This is a genomic window from Streptomyces sp. NPDC058045, from assembly GCF_042885635.1.
Lineage (GTDB): Bacteria > Actinomycetota > Actinomycetes > Streptomycetales > Streptomycetaceae > Streptomyces.
The window spans coordinates 1-25,350 of record NZ_JBHVRR010000066.1; the positions used below are offsets into that span (position 1 = coordinate 1).

Genomic DNA, 25,350 nt, shown 5'->3' on the forward strand with positions numbered 1-25,350 from the left:
CATCGCGATCCAACGTCAGATCACCGGCGAAATGCCGATCCCCCGTCGCATCCGGCACATACTTCACAGTGACAACGATCCTCAAGCTCACGCCGTGTTCCTTCCAGGTTGTGCTTCTCCCGCCCGGGGCGGGGCTGTTGACGGACGGGTGGCTACGGCAGATTGCGGGCCATGACGATGCGCTGGACCTGGTTGGTGCCCTCGTAGATCTGGGTGATCTTCGCGTCGCGCATCATCCGCTCCAGCGGGTAGTCCCGCGTGTAGCCGTAGCCGCCGAGCAACTGCACCGCGTCGGTGGTGATCTCCATCGCCACATCGGAGGCGAAGCACTTGGCCGCCGCGCCGTAGAACGTCAACTGCTCGTCCCCGCCGCCCCGCGCCACCCGCTCCGAACGGGTCGCCGCGGAGTACGTCAACTGCCGTGCCGCCTCCAGCTTCATCGCCATGTCGGCCAGCATGAACTGCACACCCTGGAACTCGGCGATGGGCTTGCCGAACTGCTTGCGCTCCTGCACATAGCCGGCCGCGTAGTCCAGCGCGCCCTGGGCGATGCCCAAGGCCTGTGCGGCGATGGTGATGCGGGTGTGGTCCAGCGTCTTCATCGCGGTGGCGAAGCCGGTGCCCTCCGCGCCGATCATGCGGCTCGCGGGGATCCGCACCTCGTCGAGATACACCTCGCGGGTCGGTGAGCCCTTGATGCCGAGCTTCTTCTCCGGGGCACCGAAGGAGACACCCTCGTCGGACTTCTCCACCACGAAGGCCGAGATACCCCGCGAACGCTGCTCCGGGTCGGTCACCGCCATCACCGTGTAGAAGTCGCTCACCCCGGCGTTGGTGATCCAGCGCTTCACCCCGGACAGCACCCAGTAGTCACCGTCGCGCACCGCCCGCGTCTTCATCCCGGCCGCGTCCGAACCGGCGTCCGGCTCCGAGAGGCAGTACGAGAACATCGAGTCGCCGGAGGCCAGCGGCGTCAGGTACTTCTGCTTCAGCTCCTCGGAGCCGGAGAGCAGCACCGGCAGCGAACCCAGCTTGTTCACCGCGGGGATCAGCGAGGACGAGGCGCAGACCCGCGCCACCTCCTCGATCACCAGCACCGTCGCCAGCGCGTCCGCCCCGGCACCGCCGTACTGCTCCGGTACGTGCACCGCGTGCAGGTCGCTCGCGGTCAGTGCGTCCAGCGCCTCCTGCGGGAAGCGGGCCTCCTCGTCCACCTCGGTGGCGAACGGGGCGATCTTCGCCTCGGCGAGGGCGCGGACCGTCTCACGGAGCATCACATGCTCCTCCGACAGCCGGAACAGGTCGAAGTCTTCGCTCATGGGGGTAGCCCAGTCCGTCCTGGCCGGTGCCCGGCCTCAGCAGCGATGGTGACGTACCGATACCAACGTTATGGCACTCAGTACCCTCAAGTATGCACACCGAGTGCCATGAGTCCAGACCGGTGTTAGGTTCCCCGGCATGAACGAGCCACAGGAGAACGGCACCGCCGCCGGTGGCGGGCGGCCACCGATGCGGGACGCGCTGATCACGGCGGCCTTCGAGCTGTTCCTGGAGCGGGGCTTCGAGCACACCACCGTCGAGGACATCGTCCGCCTCGCCGGGGTCGGACGCCGCTCCTTCTTCCGCTACTTCCCGTCGAAGGAGGATGTGGTCTTCCCCGACCACGAGCGGTGCCTGGCCGATATGACGGAGTTCCTGGAGTCCGGCGACGGCGAGGAGGAGCCGGTGGCCCGGGTCTGCGACGCGGCCCGCCTGGTGATGCGGATGTACGCGGCCGACCCGGCGTTCTCGGTGCGCCGCTACCAGCTCACCCGAAGCGTGTCCGGCCTGCGCAGCCATGAGTTGGCCGTGGTCTGGCGCTATGAGCGGACTCTTGCCGGCTATCTGCGGCGGCGGCTGCACCACTGGTCGGACGGCACGCTGCGGGCCGATGTGGTCGCCGCTTCGGTGGTCGCCGCGCACAACAACGTACTGCGCTCCTGGCTGCGTTCCGGCGCCGAGGGCGATGTCACCGAGCAGATGGACCACGCCCTGCAACTGGTCTGCGCCTCCTGGGGACTTGGCGCGGAGAACGTCTCGGCGGACGCGGCCGGCGGGGACGATGTGGTGGTGCTGGTCGCCAAGCGGCGCACCCCGATGTGGCGGGTGGTCCGGGAGATCGAGTCCACGTTGGAAGAGGGCTGACCCCCGGCATTCGACCGGGAGCCGTCCGCCCGGAGTCGAGGGAACGCAGTACCTTTACAGTTGGCACTGAGTGTCATACCCTCCATGGGGCCGCAGTCCGGCCGGGCTGCTCCACCGTTCCTCCGGCTCCGCGCAGGGAGACCTCCTTGTTCCAGGCAGACACCGTGCACCCCGCCACCCCCGTCCCGACCGGCCCCGACGCCGAGTCCGCCACCGGCGGAGGACTGCCGGGGCCGCAGCCGCCGGAGGACGCCCGGTCCGGGGAGCTGTACTTCCAGCGCTGCCGCTGGTGCCGCAGCGCCGTCTTCCGGCGGCTGCTGTGCCCGGTGTGCGCCGCCTCCGATCTGGCCTGGGAGCGCAGTGCGGGCACCGGTGTGGTGCGGCATGTCTCGGTGGTCGGCCGCAGCACCGGGCGCCCGCGGGCGATCGCCATCGTGGACATGGACGAGGGTTTCTGGCTGTCGGCCCGGATCGCCACCACCCAGCCGGACGCGGTCGGCGTCGGCACCGCGGTGGCACTGCCCGCCGACAGCCCGGCCGACCCCCGCCAGCCCGTCTTCCGCATCTGCCCGCCCCCGCACGACAGTTGGTGACGGCGGCGGCCTCGAAAGGGTCCCGCTCAGCCCCAACTCCCGTCGCGCAGACGTGTGGTGGGGCCGCCGAACGGCAGTACCAGGCGCCGGCGGTCGAGCAGCCACTGACCGTCGAGCCGGCGGAAGCTGTCCTCGTAGTGGCCGAGGTCCGCCGGTGGCGGGGGTGGGACCAGGTGGCCCGGGCGGTGGCCGTCGACGCGGCAGGTGACGAAATAGGTGGTGCCGCTCGCGGTGTCCGGGGAGTCCGCGGTGATCAGGACGTTGCCGCAGATCCGGCGGGAGAGGCGGTCGCCGGGGCGCCCCGCGAAGTACGCCGTGGGGCGGAGGCGCCGCCAGCGGATTTCGCGGCCGCGGGGGCCCGCCGTGGGCGAGCCCCGGCCCTGAGCGGTGGGGCCGGGGCTTGCGGTCTGCCCGGCGGCTGAGCCACGCCGTCCCGGGTCAGGGTGCCGGCTTGAGCAGGTCCGGCACGTTTGACACTAGTCGCGCACCGCCCGCACCACATGGGCCCGCGGACCCCACCCCGCACTGGGCCCTGGCCCCCTGCCACCCTCCGTCGACGGCCACCCCCGGTACGGACCATCCGCCGCCGGAAGCCGGTTCGGGGTGAGCGTATACGGGCGGCCGACCGGTCCCACCGGCGTGATCACCGTTTGTGCGCTTCCCGGGTCGGCCGCGGCGCCCGGCGCACATCGGCGGAGGGCGGAGGCGGGTGGCGGGCCCGGGAACAGAGTCCCAGGGCCCAAGTCCCGCTCTGGGCCTGGATCTACCGGTCTGGACCGGGATCGTCCCGGGAGCACCGCCGGACTCCGAAGTTCCCTTAAGCTCGATGGATGGCGACGTACTTCGATGTGCACCCGGTCAATCCCCAACAGCGCAGCATCGGGCAGGTGGCCGACCGGATCCGCTCCGGGGCGCTTGTCGTGTATCCGACCGACTCCTGTTTCGCACTCGGCTGCCGGATCGGCAGCCGCGACGGCATCGACCGCATCCGGCAGATCCGCCAGCTCGACGACCGGCACCACTTCACCCTGGTCTGCCGGGACTTCGCCCAGCTCGGCCAGTTCGTACAGATCGACAACGACGTTTTCCGCGCCATCAAGGCGGCCACGCCCGGCAGTTACACCTTCATCCTGCCCGCGACCCGCGAGGTGCCGCGGCGGCTGCTGCATCCGAAGAAGAAGACGGTCGGCGTCCGCATCCCCGACCATGTGGTGGCTCAGGCCCTCCTCGCCGAGCTGGGCGAACCGCTGCTCTCCAGCACCCTGCTGCTGCCCGGCGAGGAGGAGCCGATGACGCAGGGCTGGGAGATCAAGGAGCGCCTCGACCACTCGGTGGACGCGGTGATCGACTCGGGCGACTGCGGTACCGAGCCGACCACCGTGGTCGACTTCTCCGACGGCGTCGCCGAGATCATCCGCACCGGCGCGGGCGACCCGTCCCGCTTCGAGTGACGGCACCTCCGGTGACGGTGCTCGTCCTGCGGTGAACGTCCCATGGCGGTCGGCCTGTTGCTCCTCTCCGGGCAGGGAGTACGAGCGGGCCGGCCGCCGCGGTGCCCGCCTAGGTCGTGTCCGGAAAGTCCCCCCGTTGCCCGGAGGGCGGCCCCGCGGCTCCCCCAGCCTGGCGGCTGGGAGGTGCCCCCATGGTGCGTGCTCTCAGTGTGCCGGCCGAATGCCCTCGTACTGGACGTACTTGGGCGTTTGGCCGGTGCGGCGAGTGGGGGCACCTCCCAGCGGTAGCTGGGGGAGCGTGCCAGGCGCCGCGGGGCAGGGGGGACTTTCCGGACACGGCCTAGGATGATCCGATGAACATGCGTGAGCTGGGCGGGGACCGCGTGGGCGGCCGGACGGATCGGGTGCGGGGTGCCGTACTCGGGTCCGCGGTGGGGGACGCGCTGGGCGCGCCCTTCGAGTTCGGGCCGCCGGACGCCTACACCGGGCGCTTCCCGGGCGGTGTCGGCGAGATGTGCGGGGGCGGCGGCTGGGATCCCGGCGAGGCCACCGACGACACGCAGATGGCGGTGCTGGTGGGGGAGTCGCTGCTGGAGTGCGGCGGTCTCGACCTGCCGGACATCTTCGACCGGTTCCGCCGCTGGGCGGCCGGCGACCCCAAGGACATCGGCCTCCAGACCAGGGCGGTCCTGGGCTCCGGCGACCCGTGGGACACCGCGGCGGCCCGGCACTTCCAGCTCAACGGGCAGGCGGCGGGCAACGGTTCGCTGATGCGTGCCGCCACCCCGGCCGTGTACTTCGCCCGCGGCGGGCGGGACGCCACCATGGCCGCCGCCCGGCGGATCGCCGCCCTCACCCACGGCGACCGGGCGGCCTGGGAGGGCACCGCCGTCCTGCATGAGCTGCTGCGGGTGGCGCTCGACGGCGGTGACCCGTCGGCCGCGGTGCCGCGGACCCTCGCCGAGGTGCACCCGGACCACCGGGAGCGCTGGGCCGTGGTCCTCGATCCCGGCTGGCACCCGGCGCGGGCCACCGAGCCGAACGGCGCGGTCTGGCCCTGCCTGGGCTCGGCGCTCTGGGCGCTGCGCACCACCGGCTCCTTCGAGGAGTCGCTGGCCGCCGCGATCGACCTGGGCGGGGACACCGACACGGTGGCGGCGGTCACCGGGGCACTGTCCGGCGCGGTGTACGGGGCGGGCGCGATCCCCGCCGACTGGACCGGCCCGCTGCACCTCCCGCTGCCCGGCTTCGGCACCCGGATACTGCGCACCGCCGACTTCCTCACCCTCGCGGACGGCCTGTACCGGGCGGGCGGCTGAGGTCACCGGTGCCCGACGCCACACTGCCCATTACCCGAACTCCCGTGCAGCAGTGAGGTGTTGACCGGCAGGGCACCGGTGCCGACGGGAGCGGTCCAGCGGTTGGTGAGACCGGCGGGGCCCGCACGGGTGCCGGGGGGCGGGGGCACCCGGCGTGTCCGCGGGGGCGTCGCGGGGCGCCGCGTACCCTCCGTTGCGGCGGTCCGCCGAGGTGGTGCGTGCCCTGCGTCGCGCCGGCTCGCGCAGGCGGTGCGCCCCGGGCGGCCCACCGGTGCGCCCGGTCACCTCGCACCCGCAAGGCGGTCCCATGGCTTCGGCGCCCCCCTCCGAGGGACAGCTCACCCGGCTCGGCCGGTACTGCTACCGGCGCCGCGGGACGGTGCTGCTGCTCTGGCTGCTGGGCACCGCCGTACTCCTCGTCCTCGGGCTGAGCTTCGCCGCGCCCGCCAACAACGACTTCACCGGCGGCAACTCCGAGTCCGGGCGCGCCCAGAACCTGCTGAAGCACCACTTCCCGGAGCGCCGCGGCAGCTCGCTCACCGTCGCCATCCACGCCGACGCGGGCGTCCGCAGCCCCGCGGTCCGCGCCCGCGTCGACGCACTGACCGCGCGGCTGAGCACCGCCGACCACATCACCGAGGTCCGCTCCCCCTACACCGCGCCCGGCCAGATCTCCCGGGACGGGCGCACCGCCTTCGCCGAGGTGCAGTCCGACGTCAACCCGATCCCCACCCATGAGGTGAAGCACCTGATCACGCAGGTGCGGGACGCGCAGGGCGGGGGAGTGGTGCTGGCGCTCGGCGGTGCGGACGTGGTGACCGCGGAGACGCCCTACGGCGGCACCGCGGACGCGATCGGCGCACTGGCGGCGATGCTCGTCATCCTGATCGCCTTCGGTTCGCTGCTGGCGATGGGCCTCACCATGCTCGCCGCCCTCTTCGGCATCGCCTCCGGGCTCGCCCTGATCTTCCTGCTGGGGCATGTCTTCCCCGCCCCGTCGTTCGCGCCCATCGTCTCCACCCTGCTCGGCCTCGGCGTCGGCATCGACTACGCGCTGTTCATCGTCACCCGCTACCGGGAGGGCCTGTCCGCGGGCGCGGAACCGGAGGAGGCGGTGGTGACCGCGGTGGCCCGGGCCGGCCGGTCCGTGCTCTTCGCGGGCGCCACCGTGGTCATCGCCATGCTCGGCCTCTTCGTCGTCGAGCAGAAACTCCTCAACGCCACCGCCGTCGCCGCCTCCGTGACGGTACTGATGACGATGCTCGCCGCGGTTACCCTGCTGCCCGCCCTGCTGGGGTACGCGGGGCGCCGTATCGACCGCTTCACCCTGCCCTACCTGGGCCGCACCGGGGCCCGCAGCCCGATGGCGGAGCGCTGGGCGCGGGTCATCCAACGGCGGCCCGTGACCGGCCTGTTGGCGGGCGCCGCGGTGATGATCGTGCTCGCCCTGCCCGCGTTCTCGATGCGCCTCAGCTTCGAGGACAACAGCACCGAACCGCACGACACCAGCGGTTACGCCGCCCACCGCATCCTGAGCGAGGGCTTCGGCCCCGGCTTCGACGCGCCCTTCCTGGTCGTCGCCGAACTCCCGCCCGGCGGCGCCGACTTGACGCCTCTGGTGCGCGACGTCGCCGCCACCCCGGGAGTCGCGGCCGTCACCCCGCCCACGATCAGCACCGATGGGCGGGCCGCGCTCTTCGTCGCCTACCCGACCACCGCCCACCAGGACGCCGCCACCCCGGTGCTCCTCGACCGGTTGCGGCACCAGGTCGTCCCGCGGGCCGTCGACAGCAGCGGACTCGTGGTGCACATCGGCGGGCCCACCGCGGGCGACACCGACTTCGCGGCCTCCGTCTCCGCCCGGATGCCGGTGCTGATCGCCGCCGTCATCGGCCTGGCGCTGGTCCTGCTGCTGGTCCTGGTGCGTTCGGTGGCGATCGCGGTGAAGGCCGCCGTGATGACACTGCTGTCGGTGGGCGCCGCCTTCGGGGTGCTCACCGCGATCGTGCAGTGGGGGTGGGGCGCGCACCTCCTCGGCATCCCCACCTCCGCGCCCATCACCGCCTGGGTGCCGCTCTTCATCTTCCCCATCCTCTTCGGCCTCTCCACCGACTACGAGGTCTTCCTCGTCTCCCGCATCCGCGAGCAGTACGACGCGGGCGCGGCCACCCGGGAGGCCGTCGCCCAGGGCCTCGGCCGCACCGCGCGGGTGATCACCGCGGCCGCCGCGATCATGGTGACGGTCTTCCTGTCGGTGCTGGCCACCCCGGACATCGCGGTCAAGGAGTTCGGCCTCGGCCTGGCGGTGGCGGTGTTCCTGGACGCCACCATCGTCCGCATGGTGCTGGTGCCGGCCGTGATGGAACTCCTGGGTTCCGTCAACTGGTGGCTGCCCCGCCCCCTCGCCCGGCTGCTGCCCGACCTGACCTGACTTCCCGGTACGGCACCGTATGTCACCGGTATGGCCTAGCATCGGGACGTTCGTGGCGCTGCCCGCCGCCCACAGTGGAAGCCCGCCCCCGACCCCGCGGAGACCCTCATGGCCTGCTTCGACCGTCGCGACCTCGGCCTGCTCGCCCTGCGTATCGGCACCGGCGCGGTGCTGGCGGCGCACGGCGCTCAGAAACTCGGCGGCTGGTTCGGCGGCGGGGGCATCGAGGGCACCACCGCCGCTATGGAGGCCATGGGCTTCCACCCGCCCAAGCACAGCGCGGTCGCCGCCGGACTCGGGGAGGCGGGCGGCGGTGTGCTGCTGGCGCTGGGCCTCGCCACCCCGGCGGCCGGCGCCGCCGCGGCCGGAGCGATGGCCGGCGCCGTCGCCGTCCACGCGCCCTCCGGGTTCTTCGTCCAGCGCGGCGGCTACGAGTACCCGGCCTTCCTCGGCTTCACCGCCGCCGCGATCGGCCTGGCCGGCCCCGGCCGCTTCTCCCTCGACCACGCCACCGGCCATGTGCTGAACCGCCCCTGGACGGTCGCGCTCGCCTTCACCGGCAGCGCGCTGGCGGCCGCCGCGGTGGTCGGCCGCCGCGCCAAGGGCCGCCCGACGGTCGACCCGGACACCACCTGACCGCCACCGGCCGGGCCCGGCCCGGCGGGCGCCAACTGCCGGAAGACAGCCGGGTGTTCGCCGACCAGCCGGGGGGCGCCATGGACCATGAGGCGATGTTCGTCCGCACCGAACGCCTGCCCCACTCCCCGCGGTGGCCGATGACGGTACGGGTGCACACGTCCGTCGGGTCCGCCGTGGTGCTCTGGTGCGGTGATCCGCGGGAAGCCGACGGGCACCACCTCGTCGAGTGGACCGTGGACGAGGACCTCCACTGGGGCCGAAACACCCTGCCAGCCGCCGCCGGGCCCGAACTGCGGCAGGACGGCGGCCGGGTGCTGATGACCGGCCGCCTGCGACTGGCCGAAGAGGGCGCCGCCTGCCTCCGGTTGGGGCCCTGGCCGGTGCTGTTCGATCTGGCGGCACCGGTCCCCGGCGGTGTGGACGGCGCCTGGGTGCGGATCAGCGCCGCGTCGCAGGACGTCGCCCTGCACCCCTACCGGATCTGACCGGTCAGGGAGCGGGCGCCGGGTAGGTCGGGTACCCGACTCCGGAGATGTGCTGGACGACGCGGATGACCTGGCAGGAGTAGCCGAACTCGTTGTCGTACCAGAGGTGGAGGACGGCGTCCCTGATGCCGTACTCGGTGTAGTCCAGGGTGGTCGGGTCGTCGCGGTGGATCACCTTGATGGTGTTGCCGTTGGCGACGATGGTGCTGTTCGCCTCGTCGACGGTGATGGTGCCCTGGAACTGGCCGTGGACGGAGTCGCGGCGCAGCAGCGAGGCCCGCCTGACCAGGTCGCCGCTGCCGCGGACGGCGACGGCGCGCAGCCGCAGCCCGTTGCCGGACTTCTCGATGAGGAGTCGGGCCGGCAGCCGGCCGATGCGGCCGAAGCCGTAGAGCCCGTGCTGCGCCGCCCGGGTGACGGGACGGGCGGGGGCGCGCCGGGCGGGCGGTCGCGGCGGCCGGGTGGACCGCCGCCCGGCATACGCTCGCGCCCGTGTTCAACGTTCCCGGCCTGCTCAAACGACTGGTGCTCGGCAGGGCCATGCGCAGCGAGGAACTGCGGGAGACCCTCCTGCCCAAGCGTCTGGCACTGCCGATCTTCGCCTCCGACCCGCTCTCCTCGGTGGCCTACGCCACCCAGGAGATCCTGCTCGTCCTCACCCTCGGCGGTCTGGCCTATCTCCATCTCACCGGGTGGATCGCGGCCGCCGTCGCCGTGCTGCTCGCCGTGGTCGTCCTCTCCTACCGGCAGGTCGTCGGCGCCTATCCCAGCGGCGGCGGCTCCTTCGAGGTGGTGACGACCAACCTCGGCCCCTCGGCCGGACTGGTGGTGGCCGCCTCACTGCTGGTCGACTATGTGATGACGGTGGCGGTCTCGGTCGCCTCCGGCGTCGACAACATCATCTCCGCGCTGCCCGGACTCGCCCCGTACCGGGTGCTGCTGGCGCTGGTCTTCGTGGCGCTGCTCGCCGCGGTGAATCTGCGGGGGGTCCGCGAGTCGGGCCGCGCCTTCGCCGCGCCCACGTACCTCTTCATCGGCGGCATCCTCATCACGGTCGCCACCGGCCTTCTGCGGTACGCGTTCGGTACGGCGCCGCGTGCCGAGTCCGCCGCCTTCGGGATCACCCCCACACCGGGCGACGCCCAACTCGCCGGGCTGGCACTGCTGATGCTGGTCCTGCGGGCCTTCTCCCAGGGGTGCACCGCCCTCACCGGGGTCGAGGCCATCTCCAACGGGGTGCCCGCCTTCCGCCGCCCCAAGTCACGCAACGCGGCGACCACACTGGCGGTGATGGGAGGCACGGCCATCGCCATGTTCGTCGGCGTCACCGCGCTGGCGCTCGTCTCCGAGGTGCACATCACCCAGGACCCGTGCCGTCTCACCGGGCTGCCCGGCTCGTGCGGTTCGTACACCCAGCGGACGGTGATCGCGCAGATCGCGGCGGCGGTCCTCGGCGGTGAGCACAGCATCGGCTTCTACTTCATCCAGACCGTGACCGCGCTGATCCTGGTCCTCGCCGCCAACACCGCGTTCAACGGCTTCCCGCTGCTGGGCTCCATCCTCGCCCAGCACCGCTATCTGCCGCACCAACTCCACAACCGCGGCGACCGGTTGGCCTTCTCCAACGGCATCCTGGCCCTCGCCCTGGTCGCCGCCCTGCTCCTCTACGCCTACCAGGCCCAGGTCAACCAGCTCATCCATCTGTACATCCTCGGCGTCTTCACCTCGTTCACGCTGTCCCAACTGGGCATGGTGCGGCACTGGAACCGTCAACTGCGCGCCGCCGAAGGGTCGTTGACTGACCGGGAGGGGCGCCGCAGGATCCATCTCGCGCGGGCGGTGAACGGCACCGGTGCGGTGATCACCGGTCTGGTGCTGCTGATCGTGCTGGCCACCAAGTTCCTTGAGGGCGCCTGGCTCGCCGTGCTGGCGGCGATCGTGCTGTGGGTGACGATGCGCGGTATCCGCCGCCACTACGACGCGGTCAGCGAGGAACTCGCGGTCACCGACCCGCGGGCCGAACTCGTCCCGCCCAGCAGGGTCATCGCCATGGTCCTGGTCTCCTCCCTGCTGAAGCCCACCCTGCGCGCCGTCGCCTACGCCCATGCCTTCCACCCGGACCGGCTGGAAGCCCTCACGGTGGCCGTGGACCGCGAGGAGGCCGCCCAACTCCGGGACCAGTGGGAGGAGTTCGGCATCGATGTACCGCTGACCGTGCTCGACTCCCCCTACCGGGAGGTGACCCGGCCGATCATCGAGCGGGTGCGTTCCGAACGCCGTGACAGCCCCCGCGATGTGGTCGCCGTCTTCATCCCGGAGTATGTCGTCGGCCACTGGTGGGAGAACGTGCTGCACAACCAGTCGGCGCTGTGGCTCAAGAGCCGGCTGCTGTTCACCCCTGGGGTGATGGTGATCAGCGTGCCCTGGCAGCTCAGCTCGTCCAGCGCGGCCAACCACCCGCTGGCCCGCGCCCCCGGCTCCGTCCGCCGCGGCGAACCCCCGCACTCCGGCCCCCCGCCGAGCTGAACGAAGGGGCGCCCACCCGGTGGGCGCCGCTTCAACTTCGCTGGCCCATCACGTACTTGACCGGCGGGCCGGTGGTCCAGCGGCCGTCGACGGCGATCTCGGCGCCGGTGACACAGGACGCGGAGTCGGAGAGCAGGAAGACCACGGCGCCCGCGATCTCGGCGGCCTCACCGACCCGCCCCCATCGGGGAGTCTGACCGACCTGCCGCCGGGGACGCCGCGGAAGCCCCCGGCGGGCAGCTCCCCGCCCCTCCGGTAGCCTAGTCGGGCGCCGGACCACGGGGGTGGCGTGCCGGACAGGGGGAGATCGTCATGCCAGGACGTGCGCGTCGCCGATGGGCCGGGGCTGGTCCGGCCCTGGTGGCCGTCGTCGTCTCGCTCACCGCGGGCGGCTGCTCCTCCTCGGACGCCATCTGCGGCGACGACGAGTACTCGGCCCTGTTCATGGGCTCCACCGCCCACACCTGCGTACCCCGGGGGCAGGAACCGCCGGAGGGCTATCGGCGCTATCCGGCGGGCACGGAGCCGAAGCGTGAAGGCGACGAGTGGGACCGCTACTGGTCCAAGCACTCCCTGGACGAGCAGGGCCGCCTGCTGAGTTGAGGCCGCCGGGAGCGGTGTGCCGACCGAGTGTGCGGTGCCGATGACGAGAGAGAGTGACCACGTGCGGAAGACGCTGGCCGCTGCCCTGACCCTGCTGGCGACCGCCACCGGATGCGGTGGCGGCGGGGGCGGACCCTCCACTGCCGCCTCCAAGTCCCCGACGAGCCAGGCGAGTTGCCATGCCGAGCACGCCGTGCGGGTCGAGGACCAGGGCTTCTCCCGGACATCCGCGAGTGGGCGTCCGGTGGTCGTCTCGTTCGCCGCTCTCGTCCGGAACGCGGGCGCCCCATCCGTCCACGCCAGCACCACCGTCAAGGTCACCTTCTTCGACTCCGACGGGAAGCCGCTGGCCGTCAACGGCGAGGCGGAGAACGGCACGACGGACTCCTTCACCCTGGGGCCGGTCGCGCCCGGAGCCCGGCGGGCGGTCTCCGGTACCGCGGTGTTCCGCGAGTGGCCGGCCAGGATGAAGATCGAGCCGGCCGCCTACTGCGCCACCGGTAAGCACGTCGACGATGTGGCCGCCACCGCCACCGGCCTGTCGGTGTCCGGCGGCCGTCTCACCGCCCGTCTGAGCCTCAACTCGCCCTACCGCGCGGACGTTCGCGCCTTCCCGGTGTTCGTCTTCCGCGACAAGCGCCACCGGATCGTCGGCGGCGGCCCCTTCCACGGCAACAACGGCCAGAGCGAGATCCTCACCGTCGCCCCCGGCACCTCGGAACGGCGGACGGTGACCGATGTGGAGCGCCACCTCCCGGACGGCGCGGACCTCGACTCCACCACCGTCCATCTGCAGCCGCTGCCCGACTGACCCCGCGGTAACCGGTTTGCCCGGCCGCCGTCCGGTTGGCAGGCTACGACGCCATGAGCTCCCCACCCGCCGGCACCGCCCCGCACACCGTCCCCCTCACCGCGGACCTGGTGCGCGGCGCCCTTGAACTGGAGCGCACCGCGCAGGGCCTGCTGCCGCACCGCCTGCCCGCCCGGGCCCGCGCCCAGTGCGCCGACGCCCAACTGGCCATGGCCGAGGCCCAGCCCTCCGGCGTACGGCTCGCCTTCCGGACCTCCGCCACCACCGTGGAACTGGACGTGCTCCCCACCAAGTTGGTGTACCAGGGCGCCCCGCCGCGCCCGGACGGGATCTACGACCTGCTGGTCGACGGCAGCCTCACCGCACAGGCCGTCGCCTCCGGGGGCAACGCGCTGATCATCGACATGGCGGCCGGTACGACGGAACTGGAACCGGGCCCGCCCGGCACGGTGCGCTTCACCGGGCTCCCCGCCGGGCTCAAGGAGGTGGAGATCTGGCTGCCGCACCGGGAGCGGACCGAGCTGATCGCGCTCCGCACCGACGCGCCCGTCCAGCCGCCGCCGGACCGCGGACGCAAGGTGTGGCTGCACCACGGGAGTTCGATCAGCCACGGCTCCGACGCGGACAGCCCCACCACCACCTGGCCCGCGCTGGCCGCCGCCCGTGGCGGGGTGGAGCTGGTCAATCTGGGCCTGGGCGGCAGCGCCCTCCTGGACCCCTTCGTGGCACGCACCCTGCGCGACACCCCGGCCGACCTGATCAGCGTCAAGCTCGGCATCAACATCGTCAACGCCGATCTGATGCGGCTGCGCGCCTTCGGCCCCGCGGTCCACGGCTTCCTGGACACGATCCGCGAGGGCCACCCCGACACCCCGCTGCTGGTGGTGTCCGCCCTCTACTGCCGTATCCACGAGGACACCCCGGGGCCCGCGGTGCCCGACTACTCCGGGATGGGCGAGGGGCGGCTGTGCTTCCGCGCGGCGGGGGATCCCGCGGAGCGCGCCATGGGCCGGCTCACCCTGAACATGATCCGCGAGGAGCTGGACCGCATCGTGCGGCAGCGATCGGCGGACGATCCGCAGCTCTTCCATCTGGACGGCCGCGAGCTGTACGGCGAGCGGGACTACGCCGAACTGCCGCTGCCCGACGAGCTGCACCCGGACGCCACCACCCACCACCGCATCGGGGAGCGCTTCGCCGACCTCGCCTTCGGCCCCGGCGGCCCACTCACCACCGGCTGACGGAGCCGCGACAGACGACGTATATTCGGTATACCAATGGCTGTGGCGATGGCCGGTACGGGTGCCGGGTGTCGCCGCGCGCAGCTTCCGAACGGTGAGGAGAGGCCATGAGCGCCGAGTCAGTTGCCGCAGGTCCGGAGTCCGCCGGGGGCGGTGGCGGGGGACGGGTGCTGGTATTCCGGAACGTCCGGCCCTGGGGGCGCGGTGCGGCTGTGGACCTGGTCGTCGTCGACGGTCTGGTCAGTGACCTGCCGGTGCCGGTGGGGGCCGAGGTGGTCGAGGGGGAGGGGCGGATGGTGCTGCCCGCGCTGGTCGACGCGCATATCCACCCGGACAAGACCACCTGGGGCGGCCCCTGGGTCAGCCGGGCGCCGGCCCAGGGCATCGCCGCCCTCGCCGAGCAGGACGCGGAGCTGTTCCGCGCCCAGCAACTCCCCGTCGCTGAACGGGCGTTCGGGCTGATGGCGCACGCCGTCTCCCGAGGTACCCGCGCCCTGCGGGCCCACGCCGATGTGGCACCCGCCTACGGCCTGGCCGGTGTCGAAGGGGTCGCCGAGGCCCGGGAGCGGCTGCGGCACGCGCTCGATGTGCAGATCACCGCCTTCCCGCAGCACGGTGTGATGCGCGCACCCGGCACCGCCGAACTCCTCGCCCGGGCCGCCCGCGAGGGGCTGGTGGACCAGGTCGGCGGGATCGACCCGACCGGCTTCGACGGCTCCGGGGGCGAGCAGCTCGACCTGCTCTTCGACCTCGCCGGACGGCACGGCACCGGCCTCGACCTGCATCTGCACGAGCGGGGCGGTGTCGGCCTCGCCACCTTGCGGGACGTCGTCGCCCGTACCCGCGCCCTCGGTCTGCGCGGCCGGGTCACGGTCAGCCACGCCTTCTGCCTCGCCGGTCTCGGGGCGGCCGAACTCGACGTGGTGGCAGGGGAGTTGAGCGAGGCCGGGATCGCGCTGACCACGGTGGCGCCCGGCGACCGGCTGGTGCTGCCGATCGCCGCACTCGCCGCGCGCGGTGTCCGGGTGGGCCTCGGCTCGGACGGGGTGCGCGACTCCTGGAGCCCCTTCGGCAACGCCGACATGATGCACCGCACCCACCTCCTCGGCTGGCTCACCGACGCCCGCCTCGACGCGGAGCTGACCGCCTGCTACGAGACCGCGGCCCACGGCGGCGCCGCCGTACTGGGCCTGCCGCGTGCCGATCTGACCCCCGGCTCCCCGGCCGACCTGGTGCTGCTGCGCGGCGAGTGCCTGCCGCAGGTGGTGGTGGACCTGCCGCCACGTGACCTGGTGGTGCACGGCGGACGCGTCGTGGCCCGGGACGGCCGGCTCGTCTGAGGGGGTGGCGGACGTACTTCACCCGCCCTCACCTTTGGTATACCGTCAAGCCCGCGATATGAGCCGAGCCGGCCCGGAGGAGAGACCCGTGACCCAGCCCACCCACGCCCCGCGGAGCCCGCAGCAGGTCCCGGTCGCCCCCGAGGTGCTGGCCGATGTCACCCTCCCCGACGGGCGCCGGGCCGACGTCCACCTCCGCGACGGCCGGATCAGCTCCGTCACCCGCCATCTGCCCGGCGCGCACCCCAGCGCGGACGGTGCGGTCGAACTCGGCGGTGCGCTGCTGCTGCCCGCCCTGGTCGACGGCCATGCCCACCTCGACAAGACCCTGCTCGGCGCCCCCTGGGTACCGCACCGCAGCACCGCCACCCTCGCCGAGCAGATCGCCGACGAGCGCGCCGTACGCGCCTCGGTCACCGTGCCGGTGGCCGAGCGGGCCACCGCCCTCGCCGAGCGCATGATCGACCTCGGCACCGGCCATGTCCGCTCCCATGTGGACATCGACCCCGAGGTACGGCTGGACGGGCTGCACGCGTTGCTGGAGGTACGGGAGCGGTTCCGGGGGCGGCTCGGTATCCAGTTGGTCGCCTTCCCGCAGAGCGGGGTGATCGCCTCGCCCGGTGTCGCGGACCTGCTGGACGCCGCGCTCGCCGAGGGCTGCGAACTCGTCGGCGGCCTCGACCCCTGGGGCTTCGACCACGATGTGGACGGCCAGCTCGACACCGTCTTCGCACTGGCCGAACGGCACGGCGCCGGGATCGACCTCCATCTCCACGACGGCGGCGAGACCGGCACCGGCCAGTTGCGCGCCATCGCCGAGCGCACCGCCGCACTCGGCCTCGGCGGGCAGGTCGCCGTCAGCCACGCCTATGCGCTCGGCCAGGTCGACGGGGCCGAAGTCGACCGCACCGCACGGGCGTTGGCCGAGGCGGGCGTGGCCGTGATGACCAATGGGCCGCGGGGCACCATGCCGCCATTGCCGCGGTTGCGGGAGCACGGGGTGCGGGTCTTCGCCGGGTCCGACAACATCCGCGACACCTGGTGGCCGTTCGGCACCGCCGACATGCTGGAGCGGGCCACCACCATCGGCCTCGAAGGAGCCCTGATGACCGACGGCGAGCTGCACCAGATCGCCGAACTGGTCACCGGCGAGGCCGCGGACGCCCTGCGGCTCCCCGACTACGGCCTCACCCCCGGCTGCCGCGCCGACCTGGTCGCCGTCGCCGCCCACGGAGTCCCCGAGGCCGTCGCCGCACACCCGCGCCGCCTCCTCGTCCTCCACGAGGGCCGGGTCGTCGGCCCCCGCACCCCCGCAGACTTCCCCGCCCTCCGGCTGCCGCCCACCGCGCCCGGGAGCTGACCGCCGTGGGCGGAGGCCGCAGCGCGCGGTGAGAGAATGACCAGCATGGCAGGGGTCGCAGGGTTCGAATCGGAGTCGGAGCGGGTCACCCGGCAGTTGCGGGACCAGATCCTGGACGGTGCGCGGCTGCCCGGTTCCAAGCTGGTGGAGCGGGAGGTGGCGGCCGAGCTGGGCGTCAGCCGGCTGCCGGTCCGCGAAGCGCTGGCGACCCTGGTCTCCGAGGGCCTGGTCACACCACGGCCCCGGACCTGGGCCGTGGTACGGGAGTTCACCCCCGCCGATGTGCTCGACCTGGACGAGGTGCGTTCCGCGCTGGAGTCCCTGACCTTCCGGCTCGCCGCCCAGCGCCGCACCCGGGAGGGCCTTCAGCGGCTCCGGGCCGATCTGGACGCCGAGTTGGCGGCGGCCCGCAGGGGGGACGGGATCGCCGCCCGCCGCGCCGCCGCCGACTTCCACGAGACGGTGACCTCCCTCGCCGGCAACGACCTCCTGGGCGAACTCGGCAACACCCTGCGCAGCCGGATGCGTTGGCTGCTCGCCCAGCACGACGACCTGGTCGCCATCGCCGAGGAGCACCAGAGCCTGTACGAGGCGATCGAGGACCGGGATGTGCCCCGGGTCGAGGAGCTGGTCGCCCAGCATCTCGCCACCAGCCGCTCCGCCGTCGCCGCCCGCCGCCGCGCTCCCCGCACCTGACCCGAAGTCCCCGGCCGCCGGGCGACGCGGTGCCCGGAATGGCCGTGTCGTCCCGTTGGCGGCAGCATGGAACGAGCGGCGGCACACCGCGGCGCCCCGCTCGGGCCGTGACCCGCGGGCGCCTCGACACGCGCGCCTCACACGCGGTGCGCCGCCACCCGCAGGGACCCGCAGGGAAAGGGACGCTCGGTATGCACTCCACGCTGACCAGTCAGATCCTCCGCGAGCTGCGCAGGAAGCGCCCCTATCCCGCGGTGTCCCTGGTGATGCCCACCCACCGCCGCCAGCCCGACAACGCCCAGGACCCGGTACGCCTCGGCAATCTGGTGGACGAGGCGGTACGGCTCCTCGACGGCGACCCGGAGGTGAGCGGGAACCGCCGCGACGAGGTGACGGCCCAGGTACGCGAGGCCGTACAGGAGACCGACCTCGCGCACGCCATGGACGGGCTGGTCCTCTACGCGGCGCCCGGCGAGCACCAGGTGTGGGCCGTGGACCGCACCGTGCCCGAACGGGTCGTCGTCGCCGACACCTTCCTCACCCGCAATCTGGTCGCCGCCGACGCCGCCGAACGCCCGTACTGGGTCCTGGCGTTGGCCGCCGACCGGATCACCCTCTTCGGCGGTCGTGGCGATCGGCTCACCGAGCACACCGGCGGCGGCTTCCCGATGAGCCGCTCCCTGGAGGACCCGGACGCCGAACGCAAGGAGCAGGTCGGGGACCTGCCCAGCACCTTCCGCGACGAGCAGACCCGCCACTTCTTCCGCGACGCCGGCACCGCGCTGGCCGCGCTGCTGCGTACCGACTCCAGGCCGCTCTACGTCACCGGCGAGCCCGCCGCGCTCACCCTCCTCACCGAGACCGGCCCGGCGGCCCGCGACGCGGTGCAGGTGCCGCACGGCGGGCTCGCCCACGCCACCGCGGACACCGTGGCCAGGGCGGTCGCCCCGGCCCGCGCCGCCGAAGCCGAGGAGGCCGTCGCGGAGGCCCTCGGTGAACTCGACAGCGCCCGCGGCCGCCGCGCCTACGCGGCCGGGGTGGACGAGGTGTGGCAGAAGGCGTCCGACGGCCGTATCCACCTGCTGGTCGCCGAGGAGCACTACCGCATCCCGGTCCGCGTCGGCGACGGGCATCTGCTGCCCACCGGGGACGACGACCCGGAGGCGGTGCACGACATCGTGGACGGCATCGTGGAATCCGCCCTGGACACCGGCGCCGAAGTGGTCTTCGTCCCGGACGGCACCCTGCACGAGGCGGGCCACCTGGCGGCCGTACTGCGCTACTGAGCGGCCTACCAGCGGGCCGGGGGCGTCAGACCGGCCAGGTGGGAGAGGCGGGTCAGGGAGTCCAGCAGGGCGGTGCGGTCGTGGCTGCTGGTGGTGACCAGGACCTCCTGGGCCCCGCTCTCGGCCAGCAGCCGTTCCAGGCCCTCGGCCACCTCGTCCTCGGTGCCGTACAGATGGCCGCGCAGGCCCTCCTCGTAGAAGGTGCGCTCCCGTTCGGTCATGGGGTGTTGCTCGATGTCCTCGGCGGGGGTGAGGGGCGGGAAGGTGCCGGTGGTGCGGGAAACGGCGCCCGCCCACGCCTCGGCCACCAGCAGTCTGCGTGCCGCGTCGCGGTCGGCGGCCACCGCGACGCTGCCGGAGACCACCACATAGGGTTCGGCCGCCCACCGGGAGGGGCGGAAGGCGGCACGGTATCCGTCCAGCGCGCGCAGCATCCGCTCCCGCTGCCGCAGATCGCCCACCACCAGCGGCAGCCCGGCCCGCGCCGCGGTCACCGCACCCCGCCCGGTGGCCAGGACGAACGGCGGCACGGTCAGGCCCTCCGCGGGGCGGGCGTGCGCGCGGGTGGGGGAGGTGCCGAGGAAGAAGCGCAGCAGTTCGTCGAGCTGCGCGGGGAAGTCCTCCGCGTCGTCCTTGCCGCGGCCCAGCGCCCGGCGGACCCCGTCGGTGAAGCCGACCGAGCGGCCGAGGCCATGTCGATCCGTCCGGGGAAGTGGGACTCCAGTACCCCGAACTGCTTGGCCACCACTAACGGTTGGTGGTTCGGCAGCATCACACCGCCGGTGCCGACCCGGACGGTGCGGGTCGCGGACGCCACCGCCGCGGCCAGCACGGTGGGCGCCGAGCCGGCCACACCCGGTACGCCGTGGTGCTCGGACACCCAGAAGCGGCGGTAGCCCAGCGCCTCGGTGTGCCGGGCCAGTGCGACGGTGTCCCGGAGCGCGGTGGCCGCGTCATGGCCGGCCCGGACCCGGGAGCGGTCCAGTACGGAGAGCGGGCGGCGGAGAGCAGCGAGGTCACTCCTCTTCCCACACCCGCACCGCCCACCCATTCCCGGCCGCCGCGGACACGCCCGGGGAGGCACCTCCTAGCCTTCGTCCTCGATGCGGAAGCCCAGCTTGAGGCCGACCTGGTAGTGCTCGATCCGGCCGTCCTCGATCTGGCCCCGTACCTGGGTGATCTCGAACCAGTCGAGGTTGCGCACGGTCTGCGCGGCGCGGTTGATGCCGTTGCGGATGGCCTGGTCGACGCCCTCGTGGGAGGTGCCGACGATCTCGGTGACCCGGTAGGTGTGGTTCGACATGGGGGCTCCGTGGGGTGGGCGGTTCGGCCGTCGGTCGGCCCGGGGGCGCGCGGTACGGCGGGCCCTCGTTCCACCGTGCCCCACCCCGGGCGGTCCCGCTATGCGATGCCTCGCCGACGGTGTCGGTGCGGAGGCGGCCGGTTCAGCGCGCCACGCTCAGGGAGAGGGCGAACCGGTCCTCCCGGTCCGTCCACCAGTGGGTGCGCTCCAGTCCGGCCGCCGCCAGCTCCGCCGCCACCCCCTCGGGTCGGAACTTCGCCGACACCTCGGTCCGCAGCTCCTCCCCGTCCGCGAAGTCCACCGCCAGATCCAGCGCCGGGATCTTCACCGTCCGCGCCCCGTGTGAGCGCAGCCGCATCTCGATCCACTCCCGCTCCGCGTCCCACACCGCCACATGCCCGAACGCCTCCGCATCGAAGTCGGCGCCCAACTCCCGGTCCAGCACCCGCAGTACGTTCCGGTTGAACGCGGCCGTCACCCCCGCCGCGTCGTCGTACGCGGCGAGCAGGACCGCGGGGTCCTTCACCAGGTCCGTGCCGAGCAGCAGTGCGTCACCCGGCTCCAGCAGGGCGCGTACCGAGGTGAGGAAGGCGGCGCGTTCGGCGGGCAGCAGGTTGCCGACGGTGCCGCCGAGGAAGGCCACCAGGCGCGGGCCCGGTGTGTCCGGCAGCGCCACTTCGGAGGTGAAGTCGGCGACCAGGGCGTGCACGTGGAGCCCTGGCCGTTCCGCCGCCAGTGCCGAGCCGGCCGCCGCCAGGGCGCTCTCGCTGACGTCCACCGGCACATAGGTGTGCAGCCGGTCCAGCTCGTCCAGCAGATGGCGGGTCTTGTCGGAGGAGCCGGAGCCCAGCTCCACCAGGGTGCGTGCGCCGGTCGCCGCGGCGATCTCCCCGGCCCGCGCCAGCAGGATCTCCCGCTCGGCGCGCGTCGGGTAGTACTCGGGCAGTGCGGTGATCTCGTCGAACAGCTCGCTGCCGCGGGCGTCGTAGAACCACTTGGGCGGCAGTGACCTGGGGCGCCGGGTCAGCCCGGCCAGGACGTCGGCACGCAGCGCCGCCCCGGTCGCGTCCTCGGGCAGGGTTCGGGTGAGGCGGAACGGGCTCACGCGGCAGGCTCCTTGATCGGGGTCAGCAGGACTTCGGTGGCGGAGGCGACCAGCAGGGTGCGGTCCGGTGCCTCGCGCCAGCCCGGATCGTCGTCATAGGGCTCGGAGGCGACCACGGTGCGCGGGCCGGGCCCGGTCAGATACCAGAGGGTGTCGCCCCAGGCGGTGGCCGCGATGTGGTTGCCGTCGGTCAGCAGCAGATTGAGCCGGGAGGCGGGTGCCGCCTCCGCGACCTCCGCCACGGTGTCCGCCAGCGCCTGCCCCAACTCCCGGCCGTGGCGCAGGCGGTGGAGTACCAGCGCCCACACCAGGGCAGCGTCACAGCGGGCCGCCAGCTTCAGCAGCTCGGCCGCCGGGAGGGTCGCGGCCAGCGGGGCGAGCGAGCCGGGCCAGCCGCCGACCGCCCCGTTGTGGCTGAACAGCCACGGCCCCTCGGCGTACGGCGCGGCCGCGGCCTCCCCGTCGGGGCTCGCCTCGGTGGCGTCCCGGACCGCGCCGAGCACCGCCCGGCTGCGCACCACCCGCGCCAGATCGCCGAGGGAGGTGTCCGCCCACACCGGGCCCGCCCTGCGGTAGCGCGCCGGTACCGGATCGCCGTCCGCGTACCAACCCACCCCGAAACCATCGGCGTTGACCGTGCCGTACCGCTGGCGGCGAGGTGCCCAGGACTGGCGGTACAGGCTGTGCGGTGGCGCCAGCAGGACCTCGCCGAGCGGCAACTCCGGTCCCAGATAGGCGAGATGACGGCACATCAGCTCGCCTCCGCATCGCGCGCGGTGCGGAAGCCGGCGAAGATCTGGCGCCGCACCGGATAGTCCCAGTTGCGGAAGGTGCCCCGGCACACCACCCGGTCCACCGCGAACGAACCACCCCGCAGCACCTTGTACCCGGACCCGAGGAACACCTCCGAGTACTCCCGGTACGGGAACGCCCGAAAGCCCGGATAGGGCAGGAAGTCGCTCGCCGTCCACTCCCACACATCACCCAGCAACTGCCGTACGCCCAGGGGCGATTGGCCCGCCGGGTAGCTGCCCGCGGGGGCCGGGCGCAGATGCCGCTGGCCCAGATTGGCGTGGTCGGCGCCCGGGTCGGCGTCGCCCCAGGGGTGGCGGCGGGAGCGGCCGGAGACCGGGTCGTGGCGGGCGGCCTTCTCCCACTCGGCCTCCCGCGGCAGCCGCCGCCCCGCCCACCGCGCGTAGGCGTCCGCCTCGTACCAACTGACGTGCACCACCGGCTCGTTGGGCGGCACCGGCTCCGTCACCCCGAAGCGTCGCCGCAGCCACCCCCCGCCCTCCCGCCACCAGAACAGCGGCGCGGTGACCGACTCGGACCGGATGTACGCCCACCCCCGCGGAAGCCACCAGCGGGGCTCGCGGTATCCACCGTCCGCCATGAACTCCAGATAGGCGCCGTTGGTCACGGGCACGGTGTCGAGGAAGAACGGCGGTACGTCCCGGCGGTGGGCGGGCCGCTCGTTGTCCAGCGCCCAGGGGTCCGCCGAGGTGCCCATGGTGAACGGGCCGCCCGGCACCAGCACTTCGGCGGGACCGGTGAAGTCCGCCGGGCCCGGCTCCGGCGCGGACAGCGCGGCCGGGCCGCTCCGCAACTGGTGGGTGATCAGCATCGTCTCGTCGTGCTGCTGCTCATGCTGCGCGATCATCCCGAACGCGAACCCGGCCTCCGTCAGCGGAGTACCGCGCAACTCGGTGCGCTCCAGCACATCCAGCGCCCGCCCCCGCACCTCCGCCGCATAGCCGCGGGCCTCCTCGGGGGCCAGCAGCGGCAGCGAGGGGCGGGCGGACCGCGGATGCTCGAACGCGTCGTACAGCGGGTCGATCTCCGGGCGGATCGCTTCCCGCCCGGCGACCGCCCGCAGCAGCCACTGCTCCTCCTGATTGCCGATATGCGCCAGATCCCACACCAGCGGTGACATCAACGGCGAGTGCTGCGCGGTCAGTTCACCGTCGTCCACACAGCCGGTGAGCAGCGCGGTGCGTTCGCGGGCGGTGTGCAGCGCCGCCACCGCGCGCCGCCGCAGCGCCTCCGGATCGGCCGCGGCGAAGCCCTCGCCGGAGGCCGGTTCGCCGGTCGTCATACGGTCAGGTCCTTCCCGTGCGCCACATAGCGGTCGATGAGGTCGTCGGCGGGGCAGCGGCCGCGGGCCACATACCGCTCGGCGTATCCCGCGACCGCGGCCAGCACCTCCCCGCCCGCGCCCAGCCTCGGCAGTGCGTCCAGCGCCGCGTCGAAGCAGACCGCGGCGGCCTCCCGGAGCTCCGGGTCGGCCAGCGCGTCCCGGGCCGCGTCCAGCCACAGCGCGTTGCACGGCGCGGGCAGCGGCCCCGCCCGCTCCGCCAGCGGCTTGACCACCCGGTACGCGGTCTCCGCCGCCGCCGGATCGTCGAAGAGGGCGTACACCACCGCCAGCGGCACGATCCACCCGTCGTCCCCGGGCTGCGCGTCGATCATGCGCAGCTCCAGATGGCCGCGCGGCCGCACCGGTGGGAACAGCGTCGTCAGGTGGTAGTCGAGATCGGCCCGGGTCGGCGGCCGTGGCGCACCCGCACGGGCCCACGCCCGGAACGACAGCCCCTGCGGCACCAGCCACGGCCCGCCGTCCTCCCGTACGCACATCACCGGCGCGTCCACCACATGGCGCGCCCAGGCCGCCCGTGGCTCCGCGTCCAGCACCGGGGCCGCCGACCGGCCCGGTTCGATGCCCGCCCACATGGCCTGCCGGGTGGACCGCCAGCCGCTCGGACGGCCGCGCACCAGCGGCGAGTTGGCGAACGCGGCGACCAGCACCGGGCCCAGCAGATGCGCCAGCCGCCAGCGGCGGCCGTGCCCCAGCGGCCCCGGCTCCTCATAGCCCGCGTCCACACACACCTGCACCGAGGCGGAGGAGCACATCATGGCCCGGCCCGCGGGCCCCGCCCGGTCCAGACAGCGTTCCATCGCGTCGTACCGGGGCTCACGCAGCATCCGCTCGGGCGGCCGCCAGGGATCGGTCCCCAGCCCGGTCAGCGTGAAGTCGTAGGAGGCGAGCGCGGTGCGGACCACGGCCAGATCGCGGGTCATCGCCGTCACGCACTCGGTGAGGGAGGCCGCGGGCCGCGAGCTCAGCTCCAACTGCCCGCCCGGTTCCACGGTGAGCGCCGCGCCCACCGGGAGCCCGCGCAGCTCGGCGAGCGCCTCCCGGAACCGGTCCGGCGCCACCGGCCGCCTGGGCCGGAGCGGCTCGTGCACCAGCCACTCCAGCTCCACGCCCACGGTGCGCGGCGGACCGGTCTTGAAACAGATCCCGCGGACCAGCGCCTCCAGATCGGCCCCGATGTCGGGGCCGGTGTCGCTGCGGCTTCCCTCGCTCATGACGGGGACCTCCCGATCCTCCGGCCTGCGGCCCGGTCCCGGTGGCCGGGCGCCCCCGTCCTACCCACCCGCGGCCGCGCTACTCGCCACGATCCTCCCCGTTCGTCCCGGCCCCCGCAGAACGAAGAGAACACGCCACCCGCACGGACCCGGCCGGCACCGGACCGGTACCGCCCGGCGTCACAAGCAGCCCGCGCCGAGGAAAACCCGCAGCTCAGCGCCAGCCGTAGCGCTCCCGCAGCCGGTTCACCACCGCGTCGAACCGGGCCCGGTCCAGGGCGCAGGCCTCGCGCCGCATCCCGTCCTCGTGCACCCGCAGCACCCGGTCCAGATCCACCCATGAGTCCCGGCCTTCCCGGTCCCAGGGACCGCTGCCGATCGGCACCCACTCCCGGTCGTGGTCATGGCGCCGGCTGGAGAGCTGGACGGCGAGCAGGGTGCCCGCCGCCTCCCGGGCGACGACCAGAACCGGTCGGTCCTTGCCACGCCCGTCGTTCTCCTCGAACGGTACCCACGTCCACACGATCTCGCCGGGGTCCGGATTCCCGTCATGGGCCGGCGCGTACTCCGTACGCACCCGTCCCACCCGCTCGGGATCGGCCTCGGTG

23 protein-coding genes and 4 pseudogenes are annotated in these 25,350 nt (G+C 73.4%); 15 read left to right on the plus strand and 12 right to left on the minus strand.

Features of this window, described 5'->3' with window-relative positions:
• Together ACFVST_RS26465 and ACFVST_RS26470 are read right to left on the minus strand one after the other, a co-directional pair.
• A pseudogene (locus ACFVST_RS26465) lies at positions 1-91 on the minus strand (electron transfer flavoprotein subunit beta); the annotation flags it as partial.
• A gap of 61 nt (positions 92-152) precedes the next feature.
• Positions 153-1,319: an acyl-CoA dehydrogenase family protein gene (locus tag ACFVST_RS26470; protein WP_390156100.1), complete on the minus strand. Its 1,167-nt coding sequence runs from the start codon at positions 1,317-1,319 to the stop codon at positions 153-155.
• Between the two features lie 139 nt (positions 1,320-1,458).
• On the opposite strand from ACFVST_RS26470, the gene ACFVST_RS26475 reads away from it, so the two are divergent.
• The gene (locus tag ACFVST_RS26475; protein WP_390156101.1) at positions 1,459-2,184 is read left to right on the plus strand and encodes a TetR family transcriptional regulator; all 726 of its coding nucleotides are present in this window, start codon (positions 1,459-1,461) and stop codon (positions 2,182-2,184) included.
• Positions 2,185-2,330: 146 nt separating this feature from the next.
• Complete coding sequence (locus ACFVST_RS26480) at positions 2,331-2,777, plus strand: Zn-ribbon domain-containing OB-fold protein (protein ID WP_390156102.1); 447 nt, start codon at positions 2,331-2,333, stop codon at positions 2,775-2,777.
• A gap of 26 nt (positions 2,778-2,803) precedes the next feature.
• On the opposite strand, the gene ACFVST_RS26485 is transcribed toward ACFVST_RS26480, so the two are convergent.
• On the minus strand, positions 2,804-3,118 hold the full coding sequence (locus ACFVST_RS26485; protein WP_390156120.1) for a nuclear transport factor 2 family protein: 315 nt from the start codon (positions 3,116-3,118) through the stop codon (positions 2,804-2,806).
• Positions 3,119-3,607: 489 nt separating this feature from the next.
• On the opposite strand from ACFVST_RS26485, the gene ACFVST_RS26490 reads away from it, so the two are divergent.
• The 5 genes from ACFVST_RS26490 (at position 3,608) to ACFVST_RS26510 (ending at position 9,102) form a co-directional block, all read left to right on the plus strand.
• Positions 3,608-4,228 carry an L-threonylcarbamoyladenylate synthase gene (locus ACFVST_RS26490; RefSeq protein WP_390156103.1) on the plus strand — a complete coding sequence of 207 codons (621 nt, stop codon included), beginning with the start codon at positions 3,608-3,610 and terminating at the stop codon, positions 4,226-4,228.
• Between the two features lie 359 nt (positions 4,229-4,587).
• Positions 4,588-5,547 carry an ADP-ribosylglycohydrolase family protein gene (locus ACFVST_RS26495; RefSeq protein WP_390156121.1) on the plus strand — a complete coding sequence of 320 codons (960 nt, stop codon included), beginning with the start codon at positions 4,588-4,590 and terminating at the stop codon, positions 5,545-5,547.
• A gap of 307 nt (positions 5,548-5,854) precedes the next feature.
• A complete protein-coding gene (locus ACFVST_RS26500; RefSeq protein ID WP_390156104.1) occupies positions 5,855-7,978 on the plus strand; it encodes an MMPL family transporter in 2,124 nt (707 codons plus the stop codon).
• 108 nt (positions 7,979-8,086) lie between these two features.
• Complete coding sequence (locus ACFVST_RS26505) at positions 8,087-8,614, plus strand: DoxX family protein (protein ID WP_390156105.1); 528 nt, start codon at positions 8,087-8,089, stop codon at positions 8,612-8,614.
• 53 nt (positions 8,615-8,667) lie between these two features.
• Entirely contained in the window at positions 8,668-9,102 is a 435-nt protein-coding gene (locus ACFVST_RS26510) for a hypothetical protein (RefSeq protein WP_390156106.1), read from the plus strand.
• 88 nt (positions 9,103-9,190) lie between these two features.
• Here ACFVST_RS26510 and ACFVST_RS26515 read toward each other — a convergent pair.
• Positions 9,191-9,496 (minus strand): annotated as a pseudogene (locus tag ACFVST_RS26515) (glyceraldehyde 3-phosphate dehydrogenase NAD-binding domain-containing protein); the annotation flags it as partial.
• 146 nt (positions 9,497-9,642) lie between these two features.
• Between ACFVST_RS26515 and ACFVST_RS26520 the strand changes: the two are divergent.
• Complete coding sequence (locus tag ACFVST_RS26520) at positions 9,643-11,628, plus strand: APC family permease (RefSeq protein ID WP_390156122.1); 1,986 nt, start codon at positions 9,643-9,645, stop codon at positions 11,626-11,628.
• Positions 11,629-11,659: 31 nt separating this feature from the next.
• Here the strand turns inward: ACFVST_RS26520 and ACFVST_RS26525 are convergent.
• Positions 11,660-11,866 (minus strand): annotated as a pseudogene (locus ACFVST_RS26525) (SDR family oxidoreductase); the annotation flags it as partial.
• 74 nt (positions 11,867-11,940) lie between these two features.
• On the opposite strand from ACFVST_RS26525, the gene ACFVST_RS26530 reads away from it, so the two are divergent.
• The 7 genes from ACFVST_RS26530 to ACFVST_RS26560 all read left to right on the plus strand — a co-directional run bounded on the left by ACFVST_RS26530 (position 11,941) and on the right by ACFVST_RS26560 (position 18,965).
• Positions 11,941-12,231: an SCO0607 family lipoprotein gene (locus ACFVST_RS26530; protein WP_390156107.1), complete on the plus strand. Its 291-nt coding sequence runs from the start codon at positions 11,941-11,943 to the stop codon at positions 12,229-12,231.
• A 61-nt stretch (positions 12,232-12,292) separates the two neighbouring features.
• Positions 12,293-13,042 (plus strand): hypothetical protein, encoded by a 750-nt coding sequence (locus ACFVST_RS26535; RefSeq protein WP_390156108.1) that lies wholly within the window; start codon positions 12,293-12,295, stop codon positions 13,040-13,042.
• Positions 13,043-13,095: 53 nt separating this feature from the next.
• Positions 13,096-14,283 carry a GDSL-type esterase/lipase family protein gene (locus ACFVST_RS26540; RefSeq protein ID WP_390156109.1) on the plus strand — a complete coding sequence of 396 codons (1,188 nt, stop codon included), beginning with the start codon at positions 13,096-13,098 and terminating at the stop codon, positions 14,281-14,283.
• A 107-nt stretch (positions 14,284-14,390) separates the two neighbouring features.
• Positions 14,391-15,623: an amidohydrolase gene (locus ACFVST_RS26545; RefSeq protein WP_390156110.1), complete on the plus strand. Its 1,233-nt coding sequence runs from the start codon at positions 14,391-14,393 to the stop codon at positions 15,621-15,623.
• Between the two features lie 88 nt (positions 15,624-15,711).
• On the plus strand, positions 15,712-16,983 hold the full coding sequence (locus ACFVST_RS26550) for an amidohydrolase (RefSeq protein ID WP_390156111.1): 1,272 nt from the start codon (positions 15,712-15,714) through the stop codon (positions 16,981-16,983).
• A gap of 45 nt (positions 16,984-17,028) precedes the next feature.
• Complete coding sequence (locus ACFVST_RS26555) at positions 17,029-17,679, plus strand: GntR family transcriptional regulator (RefSeq protein WP_390156112.1); 651 nt, start codon at positions 17,029-17,031, stop codon at positions 17,677-17,679.
• A 191-nt stretch (positions 17,680-17,870) separates the two neighbouring features.
• A complete protein-coding gene (locus ACFVST_RS26560; RefSeq protein WP_390156113.1) occupies positions 17,871-18,965 on the plus strand; it encodes a chemotaxis protein in 1,095 nt (364 codons plus the stop codon).
• A 5-nt stretch (positions 18,966-18,970) separates the two neighbouring features.
• Here ACFVST_RS26560 and ACFVST_RS26565 read toward each other — a convergent pair.
• The 7 genes and pseudogenes from ACFVST_RS26565 to ACFVST_RS26595 form a co-directional block, all read right to left on the minus strand.
• A pseudogene (locus ACFVST_RS26565) lies at positions 18,971-20,016 on the minus strand (MsnO8 family LLM class oxidoreductase).
• 36 nt (positions 20,017-20,052) lie between these two features.
• The gene (locus ACFVST_RS26570; RefSeq protein ID WP_390156114.1) at positions 20,053-20,268 is read right to left on the minus strand and encodes a dodecin; all 216 of its coding nucleotides are present in this window, start codon (positions 20,266-20,268) and stop codon (positions 20,053-20,055) included.
• A 142-nt stretch (positions 20,269-20,410) separates the two neighbouring features.
• Positions 20,411-21,373 (minus strand): L-histidine N(alpha)-methyltransferase, encoded by a 963-nt coding sequence (gene egtD / locus ACFVST_RS26575; RefSeq protein ID WP_390156115.1) that lies wholly within the window; start codon positions 21,371-21,373, stop codon positions 20,411-20,413.
• The gene (egtC, locus tag ACFVST_RS26580; RefSeq protein ID WP_390156116.1) at positions 21,370-22,125 is read right to left on the minus strand and encodes an ergothioneine biosynthesis protein EgtC; all 756 of its coding nucleotides are present in this window, start codon (positions 22,123-22,125) and stop codon (positions 21,370-21,372) included. Before egtC ends, egtD begins: the two co-directional genes overlap by 4 nt.
• Positions 22,125-23,468: an ergothioneine biosynthesis protein EgtB gene (gene egtB, locus ACFVST_RS26585; RefSeq protein ID WP_390156117.1), complete on the minus strand. Its 1,344-nt coding sequence runs from the start codon at positions 23,466-23,468 to the stop codon at positions 22,125-22,127. Before egtB ends, egtC begins: the two co-directional genes overlap by 1 nt.
• Entirely contained in the window at positions 23,465-24,742 is a 1,278-nt protein-coding gene (gene egtA, locus ACFVST_RS26590; RefSeq protein WP_390156118.1) for an ergothioneine biosynthesis glutamate--cysteine ligase EgtA, read from the minus strand. Before egtA ends, egtB begins: the two co-directional genes overlap by 4 nt.
• A gap of 214 nt (positions 24,743-24,956) precedes the next feature.
• On the minus strand, positions 24,957-25,350 hold a 394-nt coding region (locus tag ACFVST_RS26595; RefSeq protein ID WP_390156119.1), incomplete at its 5' end, for a type II toxin-antitoxin system PemK/MazF family toxin.

Coding starts and splice junctions, on each gene's coding strand:
- ACFVST_RS26470 (WP_390156100.1), bottom strand. CDS start 1,319: ATGAGCGAAGACTTCGACCTGTTCCGGCTGTCGGAGGAGCATGTGATG.
- ACFVST_RS26475 (WP_390156101.1), top strand. CDS start 1,459: ATGAACGAGCCACAGGAGAACGGCACCGCCGCCGGTGGCGGGCGGCCA.
- ACFVST_RS26490 (WP_390156103.1), top strand. CDS start 3,608: ATGGCGACGTACTTCGATGTGCACCCGGTCAATCCCCAACAGCGCAGC.
- ACFVST_RS26495 (WP_390156121.1), top strand. CDS start 4,588: ATGCGTGAGCTGGGCGGGGACCGCGTGGGCGGCCGGACGGATCGGGTG.
- ACFVST_RS26500 (WP_390156104.1), top strand. CDS start 5,855: ATGGCTTCGGCGCCCCCCTCCGAGGGACAGCTCACCCGGCTCGGCCGG.
- ACFVST_RS26505 (WP_390156105.1), top strand. CDS start 8,087: ATGGCCTGCTTCGACCGTCGCGACCTCGGCCTGCTCGCCCTGCGTATC.
- ACFVST_RS26520 (WP_390156122.1), top strand. CDS start 9,643: ATGCGCAGCGAGGAACTGCGGGAGACCCTCCTGCCCAAGCGTCTGGCA.
- ACFVST_RS26530 (WP_390156107.1), top strand. CDS start 11,941: ATGCCAGGACGTGCGCGTCGCCGATGGGCCGGGGCTGGTCCGGCCCTG.
- ACFVST_RS26540 (WP_390156109.1), top strand. CDS start 13,096: ATGAGCTCCCCACCCGCCGGCACCGCCCCGCACACCGTCCCCCTCACC.
- ACFVST_RS26545 (WP_390156110.1), top strand. CDS start 14,391: ATGAGCGCCGAGTCAGTTGCCGCAGGTCCGGAGTCCGCCGGGGGCGGT.
- ACFVST_RS26555 (WP_390156112.1), top strand. CDS start 17,029: ATGGCAGGGGTCGCAGGGTTCGAATCGGAGTCGGAGCGGGTCACCCGG.
- ACFVST_RS26560 (WP_390156113.1), top strand. CDS start 17,871: ATGCACTCCACGCTGACCAGTCAGATCCTCCGCGAGCTGCGCAGGAAG.
- ACFVST_RS26570 (WP_390156114.1), bottom strand. CDS start 20,268: ATGTCGAACCACACCTACCGGGTCACCGAGATCGTCGGCACCTCCCAC.
- egtC (WP_390156116.1), bottom strand. CDS start 22,125: ATGTGCCGTCATCTCGCCTATCTGGGACCGGAGTTGCCGCTCGGCGAG.
- egtB (WP_390156117.1), bottom strand. CDS start 23,468: ATGACGACCGGCGAACCGGCCTCCGGCGAGGGCTTCGCCGCGGCCGAT.
- egtA (WP_390156118.1), bottom strand. CDS start 24,742: ATGAGCGAGGGAAGCCGCAGCGACACCGGCCCCGACATCGGGGCCGAT.